Consider the following 16,243-nt stretch of genomic DNA (forward strand, 5'->3'; position numbering starts at 1 on the left):
CACTGTGGCGGGACCGGACAAGCCTGAAGATGGGTTCAGGCAATCTTACCTGTTGACGAGATTATACCCCCGGTGGTATATTACAAATACCCCAACGGGTAATTAGAAAGCGAAAGGAATGAAGCGGAACATGTTTTTCCAATCATTTTTTGATGACCGCCTCGCTCAATACGCCTATCTTGTAGGCTGCCAGCGCACGGGTGAAGCGATTGTCATTGATCCGCCCCGCCATTCGGAGGCCATCATTGAGCGCGCCAAAAAAGAAGGCCTCAACATCACGGCTGCCGCGGAAACCCATATCCATGCCGACTTCACTTCCGGTGCCCGCCAGCTGGCCGAGGACCTTGGCGCCAAACTGTATTTGCCGGGTGAAGGCGGAGAAGACTGGACGTACCAATATACAGACGGACTGGATGCCGTTCTTCTGAAAGACGGAGATACGTTCTCGATCGGAAACATCGACTTTAAAGTGATGCACACACCGGGCCATACGCCGGAAAGCGTGTCTTACGTTCTGACCGACCGCGGAGGCGGTGCGACAGAACCGATGGGCATCTTCACGGGTGACTTCGTCTTTGTCGGAGACATCGGCCGTCCGGACCTTCTCGAAAAGGCTGCGGGCATAGCTGATACCGCGGAAAAAGGCGCGGTCCAGATGTTCGACTCGGTCCAGAAGTTCAAAAAGCTCCCTGACCATATGATCGTCTGGCCTGGCCATGGTGCGGGTTCCGCATGCGGCAAGTCGCTTGGTGCGGTTCCCCTCACGACAGTCGGCTACGAAAAGCAGTTCAACTGGGCGATGAAGGAAAACGACCGAGATGAATTTGTAAAGCAATTGCTGGAGGGCCAGCCGGAAGCACCGAAGTACTTTGCGATGATGAAGAAAGTGAACAAGGAAGGCCCCGCGCTCCTGAACCGTGAAGACATCAAAGTGGTCGGAGACATGGTTGAATTCAACCGGCTGCGCGAACAGGATGGCGCACTCGTGCTGGATACACGCCCGGCGAAAGATGCGGAAAAAGCGCTCGTCAAAGGCTCCATCAATATCCCGTTCAATAAATCCTTCACGAACTGGGCGGGCTGGCTGATCGGATACGACCAGGATCTCCTCGTCATTGCCAAAGAAGGCAAGGAAAAGGAAATCCGTAAAGCGCTTGAATCGATCCACCTGGACCGGGTCGTCGCATTTGTCCGTCCGGAAACTGCAGTTTCTGGAGCTGAGACGGATTCGTACGAAACACTGACCGTTGAAGAGTTCACGGAAGCGAAGAAAGACGGGAATACGTATGTCCTGGACGTCCGGAATGATTCCGAATGGGAGGGCGGACATATGCCCGAAGCCACCCATCACTTCCTCGGACATCTCTGGGATGAGGAACTGCCTCGGGACAAGGAACTCCTTGTCCACTGCCAGAGCGGCGCGCGCTCCGCGATCGCGTCCAGTATCCTGAAGGCACGCGGATTCGATCAAGTCTCCCACATGGCAGGCGGATTCGGCGAGTATGAAAGAAAAGGTTATGATACAGTGAAGTAAAACCCGACCGCCCGGGCTGGACGGTCCGGAAAGGAGAACAGAAGATGGAATATGATCAGAAAGTCAAAAACCGGATGAGGCGCGTGGAGGGGCAGGTCAAGGGTGTCCTCCAGATGATGGAGGAAGGCCGGGACTGCCGGGAAGTCGTCATGCAGCTCCGGGCGGTCAAGAGTGCCATCGACCGGACCGTCGGCGTGGTCGTCAGTACGAACCTTGAAGCCTGTGTACGCGAAAGTATTGAATCAGGTGAGGAAACAAGCGAAAAGGTCCAGGAAGCGATCGACCTGCTCGTAAAATCGAACTGATCGTCGCTGAAGGGCTACGAAAGGAAGTCAATCAAATGGAATGGATCATCATCTTGATCATTGTCGCCTTTTTCGCCTGGCGGATGATGCCGGCGAAGGGCGTACGGACCATTGACGCGGCAGGGCTGAAGGACAAGCTCGGTGACAAGTCGGTGCAGTTTGTCGATGTCCGGACCCCTGCGGAATATAAAGCCCGCCATATCAAGGAATTCAAAAACATCCCGCTGAACACCTTGCCATCCAAAACGGATTCTCTCGACAAGTCCAAGGAGACTGTCGTGATCTGCCAGAGCGGCATGCGGAGCGGGCAGGCGGCACGGGTTCTCAAGAAAAACGGCTTTGAGAACGTCGTGAATGTCCGCGGCGGCATGGGAGCCTATAACGGGTGAGCGGCGCGGAACTGACGCTTCCGTTCATCCTGACCCTGTTTGCGATCGGGTTTGCCGGATCATTCATCTCCGGCATGGTCGGAATCGGCGGGTCGATCATCAAATACCCGATGCTCCTCTATATCCCGCCGATGCTCGGCTTTGCGGCCTTCACGGCCCATGAAGTCGCCGGCATCAGCGCGGTACAGGTGATCTTCGCGACAATCGGCGGGGTCTGGGCCTACCGAAGCAGCGGCTATCTGAACAAAAAGCTGATTATTGTCATGGGCGCGGCCATTCTGGCCGGCAGCTTCATCGGAGGATTCGGATCTTCCGGTATGAGTGAAATGACGGTGAACGTCGTCTACGGTGTTTTGGCAGCCATTGCCGCCGTCATGATGTTCATCCCGAAAAAGGAAGTGCCGGACACGCCGGGGGAAGACGTTTCATTCTCGATTCCGCTGGCGGCAGTGCTCGCGTTTGTCGTGGGCATCGGCGCCGGCATCGTCGGTGCGGCCGGTTCATTCCTGCTTGTGCCGATTATGCTGACGGTGCTGAACATCCCGACACGGATGACCATCGCGACCTCGCTTGCAATCACGTTCATCTCATCGATCGGCTCGACTGCCGGCAAGGTGTTAACCGGACAGGTTTTGCTTTGGCCCGCGGTCATCATGATCGTGGCAAGTCTCATTGCTGCGCCACTCGGTGCAAAGGCAGGCCAGAAAATGAATACCAAGGTCCTCAAGTGGATCCTGGCAATTCTGATTGCGGCGACCGCTATCAATATCTGGCGCGACCTGTTCATGCAGATGCTGTAATCTGATATTTTTTTGAATGGATATATACCCATACGGGTAACTGTATATTAGGAGGAACTCACAAATGAAAGTAGCCATCATCGCAGCAAACGGCGGCATGTTTGACGCCTACAAAGTATTCAATATCGCAACCGCGGCAGCGGCAACGGACGGGGAAGTCGAGATCTTCTTCACATTCGAAGGGCTGAACCTGATCCACAAGGAAGGCCTGAAGCAGCTTCCGATGCCGGAAGGCAAGGAGCATTTCGCGGAAGGATTCGCGAACGCGAATGTCCCGTCGATCGAAGAACTCGTCGGCGTGGCACAGGAACTCGGCGTCAAATTCATCGCCTGCCAGATGACGATGGACGTCATGGGCCTCAAGAAAGAAGACTTTGTGGATGGCACCGAAGTGGGCGGAGCGGTGACGTTCCTCGGCTACGCAAAAGATGCGGACATCACACTGACGTTCTGATTTAGGGATGAAAAAAGATTGAGCCGATGCTCAGGAGGGAATGCAATAATGAAAAACGTGACGAAGACATTGGACGCAAAAGGGTTCGCATGCCCGATGCCGGTCGTCCGGACGAAAAAAGCGATTGAAGAGCTGTCGGCCGGAGAAATACTGGAAGTGGTGGTGACCGACCGCGGATCGATTGCGGACATTCCCATGTGGGCAAAGAACACGGGCCATGAATACCTAAAGCTCGTCGAAGAAGACGACGTACTGAAGCACTATGTCCGCAAAGGCGGGGAACAAGCATCAGACAAGGAGGAAACCCCATTGAAAACCATTACGAACGAAGAATATCTGGAGATTGCTGATAAAGGCCAAGTCACACTGATTGATGTTCGTGAGCCGGACGAGTTCGCGGCAGGCCACGCACCTGGCGCGAAAAACATCCCGCTCGGCCAGGTCGAACAGCGCGCGGATGAAATCCCGGCAAAAGGCGATGTCTACATCATGTGCCGCTCCGGCGGCCGTGCAGGCATGGCGTGCGACACGCTGGAAACACTCGGACGCAAGAACCTCATCCGTGTTGCACCGGGCATGGGTGACTGGGACGGTCCGGTCGAGTAACAACAAAATCATCGGGACGGCAACGGAATGGATCCGTTGGCCGTCTTTTTTGTTGGTGATTATTAGGGGACAGGAGATGGCAAACGGCGTGTTGGTTCGTTTTGATCAGGCATAGATGAGCGGGGATGCGCTGCATATAGGCTTTCCGTCATCCGTCAACTTAACATTAGGATGATTCACTCCTAACATTAGCCTGTTTCCGTGCTACAATGGGAGACGGGGAATGACTAACATAAGCAATCAATCGGAAAGAGGAGGACCCATGGTTAAATACATAGGAGATGTCACGAAGGAATTCGGCATTGAATCTCATACACTGCGCAACTGGGAAGACCGCGGCCTCATCGGTGATGTGGAGCAGGATTTCGTCCACGGACGCATGTACAACGAGGAGCAGATCGAGCGGATCAGGACCATCCAGGAAGTCATCAACGCCCAGCGTGAAAAGGGCATGAAGAGGACCGACTACCGGGAAGTGGAAGACGTCCTGCTGGACCGGTTTGGCGGCCTGGTCGTAGAGCGCCAGGAAAACATTCCGGCAACCCCGGAAACATTCATCAACCTGCTGAAGAAGCTGGAGAAGCAGGAGCAGGCCAATGAGCAGCTGAAGGAACTGCTGATGACGATGGCGAAAAGCCAGGTGGAAGGAAACGACCGGATCCATCAGGCACTGGTCGAAAATACCGCCAGGCAGGAAGAAGAGATGAAGGAGATCCGTGAAGTCCGCGAAATGATCGGCGAGCTGAACAAGGACCTTCCCGCACGCACAAGCGAAGCGTTGAGCAAAAACCTTCCTGAAGCCCCGGCGATCTCCAAGGAACAGGCAGAGACCGTCATCAAGGAAAACCAGTCGCTCAAACAGGAAGTCCAGCTCATGAAGAAAGTACTGGACGAAGTCCTGCTGCAGATCGAGGAAGACAGGGAAAAGCAGGCAGGCATGATGACCGTGCAGACAGAAGAACCAAAAAAGGGATTTTTCGCAAGGATATTCGGATAAATAAAAGGAGCTGCGGGGATGGAGTTAAATCCCCGCAGCTCCTTTTACCTTCCGGTGATCCTTAGCCCATAAAGGACTACCGCTTGAGCGGACAGTAGCCGCACTGCATGAGGCCGGGAACATCCTTTGAGTGACAGCATGTCGTTCGGACGGTCGTGTTGAGGAGGACTGACGGATGCGAGCCGCGGAGATACTTGGCGAAGAGCGATTCCTTCGCAAGGCCCTCCCATGTCCGGCCGTCTTTCAGGATGTCCATGACCGCCTCCGCGTCAGCCGCCATCCACGGGTCTGACAAAAGAACATGCAGATGGTAAAGCAGGAAACCGAACATATTCTCCCAGTGGGTGAGGGACGGAGCGGACGAGACGGTCCGGAGTGCATCGGACACCTCTTTCGAATAGATCCGCAGAAGATTCCGGATCATGCCGGTGCGTTCCGCTTCTTCTGCCATGACGTATCCGCCCCCGCGCAGGAACATGCTGACAGAAAGCTTGCCGTATTCCTCGACGGCGCCGAATTGCAGGGCGTCATCAGGCCCTTGCCACAGTTCCTCATAGACAATCAGAGTATACAGCTGCATCGCCGTGAACATGCCCACCCGCCTGCTGAAGTAGGAAGCAGCGACGGCCGGGTTATCCGTCCCGCTTACGGCACGCACAAGCTTCAATGCGCTTTCCGGGTCGGATTTCAGTGATTGGAGGGTAAACAGAGGGTGCGCAGGTTGATCCGTATAGATGCTATAGCTATTCAGTTGGCGCTTTTGTTCATGTGTCAGGTTCATCATATCGTTAGTATACCGCACCGGGACGGGGTTCCGGAATGCACCCTGCATCCCGGTGTGCTATCTTGAAACTATTCAGGAAGGGGGGCGGCCGGCATGCGATTGGCCATCATGACGGTGGGGAAGACACATAGCGGGAAGACCACATTTGCAAACCGGTTGGCAGAAGCGCTTGCCGGTTCGATTGTCGTCGACCAGGATCTGCAGGCGGAATTTCTGAACCGGAATTATCCGGAGCTTCTTCCGGAAAAGGGGCCCAATACGATTAAGTATGCCCTCACGCAGACACTGGTCGACCACGCTGTCCGTAATACCGGACTCCATCTAATTATATCCAACTCGAACCTGGGCCGTGAAGCGCGTCTGGAATGGCTGGATTATTACAGGAAACACGGTTTTACTACGGTGTTGGTCTTTTTCAACATCCCTGAAGACCATCTTCGGATCCGCATCAGGGAAAGCGGCAGGAGCACGAAAATCTTCCGTGTGAGCCTGACCTTCGATGAACTGCTCGACCGTCAGAAGGCGGCTTTTCCGGTTCTCGCTCCGGCGGAAGGTGAGGCGGACCATCTGTTCACGGTCCGTCTTCCGGATGACACGGACTCCGTCATCCGGAAAATTACCGGGCTAATGGAAACGGGGGACGGCCGATGAAGATTCTTGTGGATGCGGACGGCTGCCCGGTCGTGGCTGAAACGATCCGTACGGCGAAAAAGCATGAAATTCCGGTCACTTTGCTTTGTGATACTGCACACGAGATGCACCGGGAAGGAGCCGAGACGGTCATCGTCTCAAAAGGCGCTGATGCAGTGGATTTCCTGCTTGTGAACCGTGTGAGTCCGGGTGACATCGTCGTGACCCAGGATTACGGCCTTGCTGCCATGGTCCTCGCCAAAGGCGGGCGTCCGATCGACCAGAACGGCCGTCTCTACACGGAAGACAATATCGACAGCCTGCTCATGAGCAGGTATGTCTCGAAAAAAGTGCGCGATGCGGGCGGCCGCATGAAGGGGCCCAAAAAACGCAAGCCGGAAGCCAATATCCGGTTTGAGCGCAATTTGGCAGTGCTCCTTTCCGGATATTCCGGCAAAGCGGCACTTGGAGAAGGGAACGAAGAGTAAATGGCATTTGTCTGGTTTACACTGGCTGCTGCCGTTACGGTATTTGCGGCTATCAAACTGTCCAATTACGCCGATGTGCTCAGTGCAAAGACGGCGATGGGCGGCCTTCTTGTCGGGACGCTCCTCCTTGCGGGGGCGACATCGCTCCCGGAAGTGACGACAAGCGTTTCTGCAGTTCTGATCGGCAACCCCGACATTGCGATCGGCAACGTTGTCGGTTCCAATATGTTCAACCTGTTCATTTTTGCCTGTTTTGACCTGGCCTACCGGAGGAAACATCTGTTGGAGCTGGCAGGCCGAAATCATCTTTATACCGCCGGGGCCGGATTGGTCCTGATGGCGGTTGCCTACGTTTCGCTGCTGCTGCGTCCTGAATGGCAGGTGTTCGGTGTCGGGCTGGACTCAGTCGTCATCGTTGTGCTGTACGCCATCGGAATCAGTGTTGTCGGGCGCGTTTCCAAAAGCGGAGCTGCAGGCCCCACCGTACCGGAACCGGACGAAACGGTGCTGTCCGAGGAAGACAACGGCATCACCGTCCGACGCGCCGTCATCGGCTTTTCTCTCGCGGCTCTGCTGATCATGGCTGCAGGAACGGTCCTGTCGGTCATGGGGGACAGGATCGCGGTCATCACCGGACTTGGCTCAAGCTTTGTCGGCAGCTTCCTGATTGCCGCGACCACATCGCTTCCGGAAGCCGTCTCGGTTTTTGTCGCGCTCCGGGCGAAGAACGTCAATCTCGCCCTCGGATCGATTCTCGGAAGCAACATGTTCAACATGCTCATCATTTTCCTTTCCGATCTGTTTTACAGCGAAGGACCGGTGCTCTCGGTGGCCGATCCGTCCCACCGGATCACCGCATTTGTCGTTTTGGTGCTTTCCGTCATCATCCTGCTTGCGCTTGCCAGGAAAAAGACCGTCTCCCATGCTTCTTATATGGTCCCGTCCATCCTGATCGTGGTCGGCTATTTTATTGCATCTTACCTCATGTTCCAGGGATAAGAGGAAGAATAATCCGGGTATAGAGTCTAAGAGACCTTCCTGGCGGCCATGATAGGGACAGACGCGGTTTTGTGCCGCGCCGAAGCATTCATCCGCAGGGAGATGCGAATCTTCTTGGAGAGGGACGGAGATGAGTGAAATGGCCGGTATCTTCGATGAGTTCATGATCATGGTCTATTGCCTGGTGGTCCTCTGGATCAACATGGGCTATCTGCACGATCAGCCGGAAGAAGCAAGGGGAATTGCCGAGCTATCGCCCAGTGAGGACCTTGCCATCAAACAGGACAGCCTTCCGCTGCTGACCCTTTCACTTGCGCTTAATTTCAGCCGCAGGTGGCTGTTTTATATGCTGGCGTCGATTGTCACCGGCAATCTGTTAGTCAAGACTCTGTCGGTAGCCCTTTTTGCCGTCAGCCTGCACAACAGCATGCCCCGGCAGAAGACGTCGGTATGGAAAAGGAAACGAAAGCGGGACCTTGGCCTATTTTTGGCGATTGCCGATGCTTTCTTCATCACGGGTTTCCTGATCTGGCTGATCTGGACATGAAACCTGAGCCGGAAGCTCCCAAACAGCCGTGCAGCCCACTGCCGCCTCAAAAAAGAGGCGGTTTTTTTGTGCCCAGACATCTATCCGGGCGGGCTCATATCCTGTACGGGAAGGGGTGAAGGCGTATGGCATCAGACCATAACCCGGTCGCGGTCGAACGGGCCGAATGGAAAAAACGGCAGATGAAGGAACGGATGAAGCAACTCCTCACCGTCTCCTCCCCGATCTTCATGCTGCTCCTCTGGGAATTGCTGTCCCGGACAGCCGTCATCGATCCGAGGTTCTTTCCGCCGCCGACAGCGATCCTTGAGACGTTCTGGAACCTGGCGGCAAGCGGGGAACTGCTCACGCATATCGGGGTTTCGCTCTACCGGATATTCGGCGGCTTTCTGCTCGGGGTCATTCCCGGCGTGGTCATCGGCCTCCTAATGGGGCTCTACTCACCGATCCGGCATTTTGTCCAGCCGATCGTCATGGCACTCATGCCGATTCCGACGCTGGCGCTGTTGCCGATCATCATCATCCTGTTCGGCATCGGTGACCTGTCAAAGGTCGTGACCATCGCGGGAAGTGTATTTTTCCCGGTCGTCATCAACACGGCGGCGGGCGTCATGAACATCGACCCGATCCACATGGACCTCGCGAAAAACTACGGGGCCGACTCAAAAGACTATTTTCTCAAGATCGCCTTCCCCGGTGCGCTCCCTGTCATGCTGGAAGGAATCCAGATGGGCCAGGCGATTGCCCTGCTGACGATTGTGGCAGCAGAGATGATGGGGTCGGTATCGGGGATCGGATTCCTGATCTGGACTTCCTACAAGGCGTTCCTCCTGCAGGAGATGTACGTCGGACTTATCCTGATCTCTTTCTTCGGCTATCTGTTCTCGCTCCTGCTGCGCGGGCTCCAGAGAAAAATCCTGAGGTGGAGGTGACGGGATGAAAAACGACGTGAAAATCCGCATCCGCAACCTGACGAAGGTGTTCTATCAGAAAGGCGAAAGCATCACGGCGCTAGACAACGTCACGCTCGACATCCAAGACGGGGAATTTGTCTGTCTGGTCGGCCCGAGCGGCTGCGGCAAGACGACCCTCCTCCGGATTCTGGCAGACCTCGAACAGCCCAGTGCCGGCGAATATGAAATTGCCCGGGAAAAAGAGGAACGGCCGCTCCAGTCGATGGTGTTCCAGGAGCGGGGGGTCATCCCGTGGCTCACCGTCCGTGACAATGTCGCGTTCGGCCTCGAAATGCGGAAGCTGCCGAAAAAGGTCGTGAAGGAGCGGACCGACTATTATCTGGAGAAAACCGGACTCATGGCGTTTGCGGACCGTTTCCCCAAGGAGCTGTCCGGAGGGATGAAGCAGCGGGTCGGCATCGCCCGGGCCTTTGCAAACGATCCGGAAATCCTCCTCATGGATGAGCCGTTCGCCGCACTTGATGAGCAGAACAAGTTCATCCTCCAGGAAGAGCTCCTGCAGATATGGGCGGAGACGAGGAAAACGGTGCTGTTCATCACACACAGCATCGACGAAGCGCTTCTTTTATCTGACCGGATCCTCCTGATGAGCGCCCAGCCGGGAAGAATCTCCGAGGAGATCCGGGTGGCGGCACCAAGGCCGAGGACAATGGAAGCCATACGGGCAGATCCGGACATCGCGGAGCAGTTCGTCCGGGTGCTGAAGCATCTCCAGGATGAAGTGCAGCGGTCAAGAGGGTGAATGCTGGTTTTTCTGAGCTGACTAGGTGATTTTGCAATTGCGGCATGCAGTTCGGCCCGTTGGGAAAAAGACAGAGAGATGGGGGATCGGTATGGGGAAACACAAATTGAAGGCGGGCATCGCCGCGGCTGCGGCTGCCCTCCTGCTATTGGCAGGCTGCACACAGAAAGAGCCGGCGCCGCCGAAGGAAACTGCGGATCCGCCGAACGGGGAGCATCCGTCCGGAGACCTGGCACCGCTTAAAGAGCGCGTGACGGTCACGATCGCGGAAGACGGTGCAGCATCGGGGGCCGGATTCTATATCGCGAAGGAAAAGGGTTATTTCGAGGACTATAACATCGACGTGGAGTTTGCCCAGTTCGCCAACAGTGATGAGATGCTGCCTGCGGTCGCTGCGGGCGAGGTGGACATTGCGGGCGGCGTTTCGACCGCATCGTTCTTCAACGCGATTGCCCAAGGCATCGATGTCCGGATCATCGCCGACAAAGGACATAATGTCCCCGGAAAATCGTACTTCACATTCGTCAGGGGTGTAGACAGCGGCATTGAGGAATACGCCGACATCAAGGGTAAGAAAATCGCCGTGTCGTCGCGCAACTCGATTGACAGCTATTTCTTCGATAAGCTTCTCGAGCATGCCGGCTTCACGGAGGAAGACGTTGAATTCGTCCTGATCGGCGACTTCGGCAGCATGCTCGGAGCGGTCGATAACGGCACCGTGGACATGGCACTCAGCATCGAGCCGCTTATCGCACAAGGCGTCCTTCAGGGTATGCACGAGCGCTTCCGCGACGCAACTGAGTTTGCGCCGGACACCCAGGTGGCGATGGTGCTCGGTTCCCCTCAGTTCATGACGCAGGAAAAAGACATCTCACTGCGCTTCATGCTCGCTTACCTGAAGGGTCTGCGTGATTATAACGATGCGTTCCAGAAGGATGAGGGCAAGGATGAGATCATCGACATCATGGTGAAGCATACCGCGCTGAAGGATCCGGAAATGTGGGAGCAGGTGCAGGTGACGGGCCTTGACCCGGACGGCAAGATGTTCATCGACAACATCCGTGAGCAGTACGAACACTACAAGGCGGCGGGTGCCATCTCGGGCGAGATCGATTTTGATAAGGCGATCGATACTTCGATCACAGAAGAGGCGCTAGAGATCCTTGGATCGTATGACAGCGACTGACCCCCTGTTTCAAAAACCGGAGTTTTCTTGAGGCAACCGGAGCGATAAGGTATAATGACATGAGAAAGAGGAACTACGAAAAGGACCGGATGCGCAAACATCCGGCCCGGTGCAGCCTGTGCCCGGACGGGGCAGGCGGATACGACGAGAGCCGTCCCAACCTTGGCCGAGGGGGGACGGCTATTCTTTTTTGCTGATGGCGACGATCAGTGTTACGACAAGCGTCAGCAGGCCGACGATGGCGCCGGCCACCTGAATGATCAATCCGGCCGCTTCGGCGACGGTCAAAGGCATCACCCCCTCCCAGGGGAATGCCGTCCGGGCCAGGCTGCTACTTATTATACCACAAAACAGAACGAGTGTTCCCCTATTGAGTCGGGGTTTTTACATAAGGGGTCTATTTACCCCCGAGAACAGCCGTTTCGATTACCAAGAGAAATGATTTCCTCCAAAAGTCTACGTGTATCAACTGTGATCGCCGGGAATGCGAGTAGCAAGACACCGGAGGAGGGATCAGGGTGAAGGTGAAATTTGCATGCCCGGTCGTCATTGCGGGGGCGCTCGCATTGGCGGCGTGCGGTTCGGATGGAGCGGAGGAAGCGGTGCAGGAGGAAGAAGCGGAGGCGGCTGAAACCCAGGCTTCGGATGGCAGCGGACAGGCCAACATAAGGAAGCAGATGCAGGCATTGGATTACACGGAATTTGAACTGGAAGTCGAATACGACAATGACGAGGAGTACGAAGCCGAGCTTGAGCTGAAACCGGACGACTCGGTCGTGGCCGGCTATGAAGACGATATGAACGGCATCAAAAAACAGGGAATCGAGGCATTCAATGATCTATATCCGCTCGTCGAACAGCTGGAGCTGACACCATCTTCCAATCAGGAGGAAGAGGTCCAAAAGGTTCTTTCGACGTTCAGCCTTCCGGACAATTTCACCGACTTTTCCCTGGAGCTCAGATTCAGTGACGGGACCAAGCGTGATTTTGAAGTGGAACAATAATCAAGGAACGTTCGCCACTGGCATAGTGAGCGGACATTTTTTTTGGTGCCTGAAAACAAAATTTTCAAACTCCTGTCGCGAGGAAAGCGGAGGGGATGCTAATATTAGACGAAAGGGAAATATTGGAGGGTCTATGATTTTACTGGCGTCAATCTGCAGTCTCGTGCTTTTTACGGCAGGGATACTTGCCTTGTACAAGCTGAATCAGGCATGGTTATCCGTGACTCTGTTTGTTTTCACGGTTCTGGCCAGTGCTGCACTGCTGGTTATGGCAGCAATCTTATCAATCGAATGGCCGGAGCGGACCGGCCGGGTGCTGGAATCGGGACAGTACACGATTTTATATCGTGAGGACGAGGGGCAGCTGGCTGATGAGGTGCGTTCTGAACTGCATCAGGTCGAGCCAAAGGTCTCCGAGCTATTGGGTGAAGCTCCGGAAGCACGGCTGACTGTCCGTTTCTCGGATCGTCTTTTGGGAGAAGTTGCTGATCAGTCAGCGGGAATATATAACTGGGAAGCGTCTACTGCCACGCTGCTCTCCGGCACTTCCGACTGGAGGTCCGTTCTGCTCCATGAATATGTCCACTATCGTTCGCACCAGTATCAGACCCTTCACGGGACTCCGCGCGGATCCATGCCAAGTTGGTTTGAGGAAGGCCTGGCGATGTATGTTCAGCATCCTCTCGCCCCTGCCGACCCAGATGAAGTGGAGATTTCAGGTGACCTACGGGAATTCGCCAGCCACAAAGACTTCTTGGCGGCCCCTGAGCATACCGACATTTATGCACAAAGCTATTTTGCGGTAGCCCATCTGATCGAGCGTTATGGAAAAGAGCCCGTTTTGCTTCTCCTTCATTCATCTTCGCAGGACCAGTTCTATGCCAGGTTGGAAAAGCTGACCGGCAAAAGCAGTGCGGATTTCAGTGATTCACTGATGAATGCCTATAGGAAAGATGGAAAACAAATGCAGGAAACGGTTAGGCATTTTCAAGATCGCCTGTTCAAAGAAGACTTTGAAGGTGCCGCGCAGGTGCTGGCTGACTGGTCAGCCGCGGAAGGCAGCCGGACAGCCAAAGAGGTGGAAGATTATCGGCGCATCCTTTTACTGCATGCAGAGGAATGGAAGGAACTGATGTACAGCCTCGAGCAAAAAAGGGCGTTCCGCCCTTATGACATGGATTCCTTCGACTATGCCTTACTGGCGGAGCTGACTCTGCTGTTTCATTCGGAACGGGCGTCAGGTTTGGTTCAAGAAGCACTGACCAATCTTCCGGAAGACGCCACGTCTTCTCACATGATCCGTCAGTGGGAAGAACCGTATGAACAGGTTGCCGGTACTCATCCGTTACAAGGCTATCGGGCTTTGTTTGAAAAAGAGCTGTTTTTCAATCAGGCAATTAGGGCGGAACTGCTCGCGAAATGGCAGAAGGAATTCCCAAATGAAGATTTTGGAGAGAGGAGCGGGGATTAAGATGTGGAAGGGCGCAGCGGCGGTCTGTTTGGATGAAGAGGGCCGGCTCCTGATGGTGCTTCAGGGAACACCTGAAGAGGAGAAGAAGTGGGCTGTGCCATCCGGAGGGAAGGAAGCTGGGGAAACATTTGAATCCTGCTGCCTCCGTGAGCTGAAAGAAGAAACCGGATATGAAGGAAAGGTGCTCCGTCCGCTTTTCGTGAAGTCGGACGGAGCGGTCGAAGTCCGGTATTTCGAAGTGGCCATCACCGGCGGCCGGATGGAAATCTGTGACCCGGATGAACTGATCCATGAGATTGGCTGGAAGGAAAAAGAAGAGGTGGGCACCCTTGAACTTTCTTTCCCGGAAGACCGTCCGTTTTTGCTGTCCTTGTTCGGTGAAGCAGCGCCTTCTCAAACTGTATAAGTTTTCATGACAAAGGACCGCTCCGAATGAATCGGAGCGGTCCTTTTATGTCTGGATTATGAAACCTGTGCGACGGCTTTCCGCTTTGCGATCATGGTCTGAAAGCTGTGCAGCGACATGCCGATGATGATGACGGCGATGCCGCCGAGGGCGACCGGGCCGGGAAGCGGGAGCGACAGCAGGATCATCTCTCCGCCAAGGGCGAAGACGATTTCAAGCGACTGGGTCGCTTCGACCGCGGCGAGACGGCCCTGGTCATGCCGGGCAAGATCGGTCGCCATGAAAAACAGCGTCGTCGCGATGACGCCGGATGAGACCGCGACGATAAACGACTGGACGACCTGTCCCCATGATGGCCACCCGACCGTCGCAATGGCAATTCCGGCAAGCAGCACCCAGAACGGAAGCGAGACAAGTGTCATCGCCAGCACCCGCTGAAATGTATCGAGCCGTCCTCCGAGCGCCTCCATCATCTTCCGGTTGCCGAGCGGGTAAGCTAACGCCGCGACGGCAATCGGCAGAATGCCGAGCAGAATTGTCCGGCCGTCGACAGTACCGGCATGCGGCAATTGGATCAGAACGACGCCAAGCAAGATGATGCAGGAAATGCCGAGCGAAATGAGGGGAATCCGGTGCCTGGCCGTCTTTTCACCGTCCGCCGTTTTTACGGTGAATAAGAACAGCGGAGCGAGCAGGACGCCCGCAACAATTGTCAGCTGCCACGTTCCCGCGACGAGCCAGCCCGGGCTGTATGCTGCCGCAAACGTGAGCGGCGCGTAGAACAGCACAAATGCGCAAAAGCTCCAGAGCATGAACGGACCGGGGATGCGCTTCATTTCAGCGAATGAGGTTCCCAGCCCCCTTCGGAATGCAACTATCAGAAGCAAAAACGGCACCATGAAGAAGAAGCGGAGTGAGGCACTCCACATCCAGCTGCCGCCGTCCAGCTCCATCGAGCGGTTCAGGACGAACGTCACTGCAAAAAACAGAGAGGCCAGGATGCCGAGCGTGATCTCCTTCATGATGCGACCTCCTTACGCGCGCTCTTCGTACAGTTTCACCATCTCGATGATGACATTCGACGCTTTTTCCATGTTGTCGGCGGAGATGAATTCATACTTGCCGTGGAAGTTTTCGCCGCCTGTGAAGATGTTCGGTGTCGGCAGGCCCATGTAGGAAAGCTGAGAGCCGTCCGTGCCGCCGCGCACCGGGATGATGTTCGGTTCGATGCCGAGGTTCTTGAAGGCATCGGATGCGATGTCAACGATATGCATGACCGGCTCGATTTTCTCCGCCATGTTGTAGTACTGGTCGTTCAGCTCGAGCTCGACCGTGCCTTCGCCGTATTGGCTGTTCAGCTTGGCGGCCGTTTCCTCGATCAGCTGCTTTTTCGCTTCGAACTTCTCGCGGCTGTGGTCCCGGATGATGTAGGAGAGTGTGGTCTTCTCGACCGTTCCGTCCACGTACATGAGGTGGATGAAGCCTTCGTAATCATCAGTTTTCTGCGGAATCTCATCCGCTGGCATCGCTGCCTGGAACTCATGGGCGATGAGGATCGAATTGACCATCTTGTCCTTCGCGGAGCCCGGGTGGATGTTCGTGCCTTTGAACGTCACTTTGGCTGCGGCCGCATTAAAGCTTTCGTACTGGAGCTCCCCGAGCGGGCCGCCGTCCATTGTGTAGGCGTAGTCCGCGCCGAATGCTTCGACGTCGAACTTATGCGGGCCACGTCCGATTTCCTCATCCGGCGAGAAGGCCACGCGGAGCTTGCCGTGTTTGATTTCCGGGTTTTGCGCGAGGTATTCCATCGCGGTCATGATCTCCGCGATGCCGGCCTTGTTGTCGGCGCCGAGAAGCGTCGTGCCATCTGTTGTAATCAGCGTGTGGCCTTTGTAATTGTCCAGCTGCGGGAACACGGATTTGGCCA

General features: G+C 55.4%; 21 protein-coding genes. 17 read left to right on the plus strand and 4 right to left on the minus strand.

Annotated features, from left to right (window positions below):
* Positions 1 to 130: 130 nt before the first annotated feature.
* The 7 genes from DZC51_RS04260 to DZC51_RS04290 all read left to right on the plus strand — a co-directional run bounded on the left by DZC51_RS04260 (position 131) and on the right by DZC51_RS04290 (position 5,085).
* A complete protein-coding gene (locus DZC51_RS04260; protein ID WP_157294154.1) occupies positions 131 to 1,534 on the plus strand; it encodes an MBL fold metallo-hydrolase in 1,404 nt (467 codons plus the stop codon).
* A 44-nt stretch (positions 1,535 to 1,578) separates the two neighbouring features.
* Positions 1,579 to 1,839 (plus strand): metal-sensitive transcriptional regulator, encoded by a 261-nt coding sequence (locus DZC51_RS04265; protein ID WP_157294136.1) that lies wholly within the window; start codon positions 1,579 to 1,581, stop codon positions 1,837 to 1,839.
* Positions 1,840 to 1,874: 35 nt separating this feature from the next.
* Positions 1,875 to 2,228 carry a rhodanese-like domain-containing protein gene (locus DZC51_RS04270; RefSeq protein ID WP_157294137.1) on the plus strand — a complete coding sequence of 118 codons (354 nt, stop codon included), beginning with the start codon at positions 1,875 to 1,877 and terminating at the stop codon, positions 2,226 to 2,228.
* Positions 2,225 to 3,028 (plus strand): sulfite exporter TauE/SafE family protein, encoded by an 804-nt coding sequence (locus DZC51_RS04275; protein ID WP_157294138.1) that lies wholly within the window; start codon positions 2,225 to 2,227, stop codon positions 3,026 to 3,028. Before DZC51_RS04270 ends, DZC51_RS04275 begins: the two co-directional genes overlap by 4 nt.
* A gap of 64 nt (positions 3,029 to 3,092) precedes the next feature.
* Complete coding sequence (locus DZC51_RS04280) at positions 3,093 to 3,482, plus strand: DsrE/DsrF/DrsH-like family protein (RefSeq protein ID WP_157294139.1); 390 nt, start codon at positions 3,093 to 3,095, stop codon at positions 3,480 to 3,482.
* Between the two features lie 48 nt (positions 3,483 to 3,530).
* Positions 3,531 to 4,088 carry a sulfurtransferase TusA family protein gene (locus DZC51_RS04285; RefSeq protein WP_157294140.1) on the plus strand — a complete coding sequence of 186 codons (558 nt, stop codon included), beginning with the start codon at positions 3,531 to 3,533 and terminating at the stop codon, positions 4,086 to 4,088.
* 262 nt (positions 4,089 to 4,350) lie between these two features.
* On the plus strand, positions 4,351 to 5,085 hold the full coding sequence (locus tag DZC51_RS04290; protein ID WP_157294141.1) for a MerR family transcriptional regulator: 735 nt from the start codon (positions 4,351 to 4,353) through the stop codon (positions 5,083 to 5,085).
* Between the two features lie 76 nt (positions 5,086 to 5,161).
* Here DZC51_RS04290 and DZC51_RS04295 read toward each other — a convergent pair whose 3' ends face one another.
* Positions 5,162 to 5,869: a hypothetical protein gene (locus DZC51_RS04295; RefSeq protein ID WP_157294155.1), complete on the minus strand. Its 708-nt coding sequence runs from the start codon at positions 5,867 to 5,869 to the stop codon at positions 5,162 to 5,164.
* Between the two features lie 93 nt (positions 5,870 to 5,962).
* Between DZC51_RS04295 and DZC51_RS04300 the strand changes: the two genes are divergently transcribed.
* From DZC51_RS04300 to DZC51_RS04330, 7 genes are all read left to right on the plus strand, one after another.
* Positions 5,963 to 6,520, plus strand: coding sequence for an ATP-binding protein (locus tag DZC51_RS04300; protein WP_232524057.1), 558 nt, complete (start codon positions 5,963 to 5,965; stop codon positions 6,518 to 6,520).
* Positions 6,517 to 6,987 (plus strand): YaiI/YqxD family protein, encoded by a 471-nt coding sequence (locus tag DZC51_RS04305; RefSeq protein ID WP_157294142.1) that lies wholly within the window; start codon positions 6,517 to 6,519, stop codon positions 6,985 to 6,987. The genes DZC51_RS04300 and DZC51_RS04305 overlap by 4 nt, the downstream gene beginning before the upstream one ends.
* Positions 6,988 to 7,986: a sodium:calcium antiporter gene (locus DZC51_RS04310; protein ID WP_157294143.1), complete on the plus strand. Its 999-nt coding sequence runs from the start codon at positions 6,988 to 6,990 to the stop codon at positions 7,984 to 7,986.
* Positions 7,987 to 8,116: 130 nt separating this feature from the next.
* Positions 8,117 to 8,533 (plus strand): hypothetical protein, encoded by a 417-nt coding sequence (locus DZC51_RS04315; protein WP_157294144.1) that lies wholly within the window; start codon positions 8,117 to 8,119, stop codon positions 8,531 to 8,533.
* 125 nt (positions 8,534 to 8,658) lie between these two features.
* Positions 8,659 to 9,465 carry an ABC transporter permease gene (locus DZC51_RS04320; protein ID WP_157294145.1) on the plus strand — a complete coding sequence of 269 codons (807 nt, stop codon included), beginning with the start codon at positions 8,659 to 8,661 and terminating at the stop codon, positions 9,463 to 9,465.
* 4 nt (positions 9,466 to 9,469) lie between these two features.
* Positions 9,470 to 10,249: an ABC transporter ATP-binding protein gene (locus tag DZC51_RS04325; protein WP_157294146.1), complete on the plus strand. Its 780-nt coding sequence runs from the start codon at positions 9,470 to 9,472 to the stop codon at positions 10,247 to 10,249.
* Positions 10,250 to 10,340: 91 nt separating this feature from the next.
* Positions 10,341 to 11,435: an ABC transporter substrate-binding protein gene (locus tag DZC51_RS04330; protein ID WP_157294147.1), complete on the plus strand. Its 1,095-nt coding sequence runs from the start codon at positions 10,341 to 10,343 to the stop codon at positions 11,433 to 11,435.
* Positions 11,436 to 11,615: 180 nt separating this feature from the next.
* On the opposite strand, the gene DZC51_RS16260 is transcribed toward DZC51_RS04330, so the two are convergent.
* Complete coding sequence (locus DZC51_RS16260; protein ID WP_221761803.1) at positions 11,616 to 11,723, minus strand: putative holin-like toxin; 108 nt, start codon at positions 11,721 to 11,723, stop codon at positions 11,616 to 11,618.
* A 230-nt stretch (positions 11,724 to 11,953) separates the two neighbouring features.
* On the opposite strand from DZC51_RS16260, the gene DZC51_RS04335 reads away from it, so the two are divergent.
* The 3 genes from DZC51_RS04335 to DZC51_RS04345 are packed head-to-tail and all read left to right on the plus strand — an operon-like array spanning position 11,954 to position 14,316.
* Positions 11,954 to 12,439 carry a YusW family protein gene (locus tag DZC51_RS04335; RefSeq protein ID WP_157294148.1) on the plus strand — a complete coding sequence of 162 codons (486 nt, stop codon included), beginning with the start codon at positions 11,954 to 11,956 and terminating at the stop codon, positions 12,437 to 12,439.
* The gene (locus DZC51_RS04340) at positions 12,402 to 13,910 is read left to right on the plus strand and encodes a peptidase MA family metallohydrolase (protein ID WP_157294149.1); all 1,509 of its coding nucleotides are present in this window, start codon (positions 12,402 to 12,404) and stop codon (positions 13,908 to 13,910) included. The genes DZC51_RS04335 and DZC51_RS04340 overlap by 38 nt, the downstream gene beginning before the upstream one ends.
* Complete coding sequence (locus tag DZC51_RS04345; RefSeq protein ID WP_370513672.1) at positions 13,879 to 14,316, plus strand: NUDIX hydrolase; 438 nt, start codon at positions 13,879 to 13,881, stop codon at positions 14,314 to 14,316. The genes DZC51_RS04340 and DZC51_RS04345 overlap by 32 nt, the downstream gene beginning before the upstream one ends.
* Positions 14,317 to 14,372: 56 nt before the next feature.
* On the opposite strand, the gene DZC51_RS04350 is transcribed toward DZC51_RS04345, so the two are convergent.
* Positions 14,373 to 15,338: a DMT family transporter gene (locus DZC51_RS04350; protein WP_157294150.1), complete on the minus strand. Its 966-nt coding sequence runs from the start codon at positions 15,336 to 15,338 to the stop codon at positions 14,373 to 14,375.
* A gap of 12 nt (positions 15,339 to 15,350) precedes the next feature.
* A partial coding sequence (gene pepT, locus DZC51_RS04355; RefSeq protein ID WP_157294151.1) for a peptidase T occupies positions 15,351 to 16,243 on the minus strand: 893 nt, incomplete at its 5' end.

Origin of the sequence: Bhargavaea sp. CC-171006, from assembly GCF_009761675.1 — a bacterium.
GTDB classification, from domain to species: domain Bacteria; phylum Bacillota; class Bacilli; order Bacillales_A; family Planococcaceae; genus Bhargavaea; species Bhargavaea changchunensis.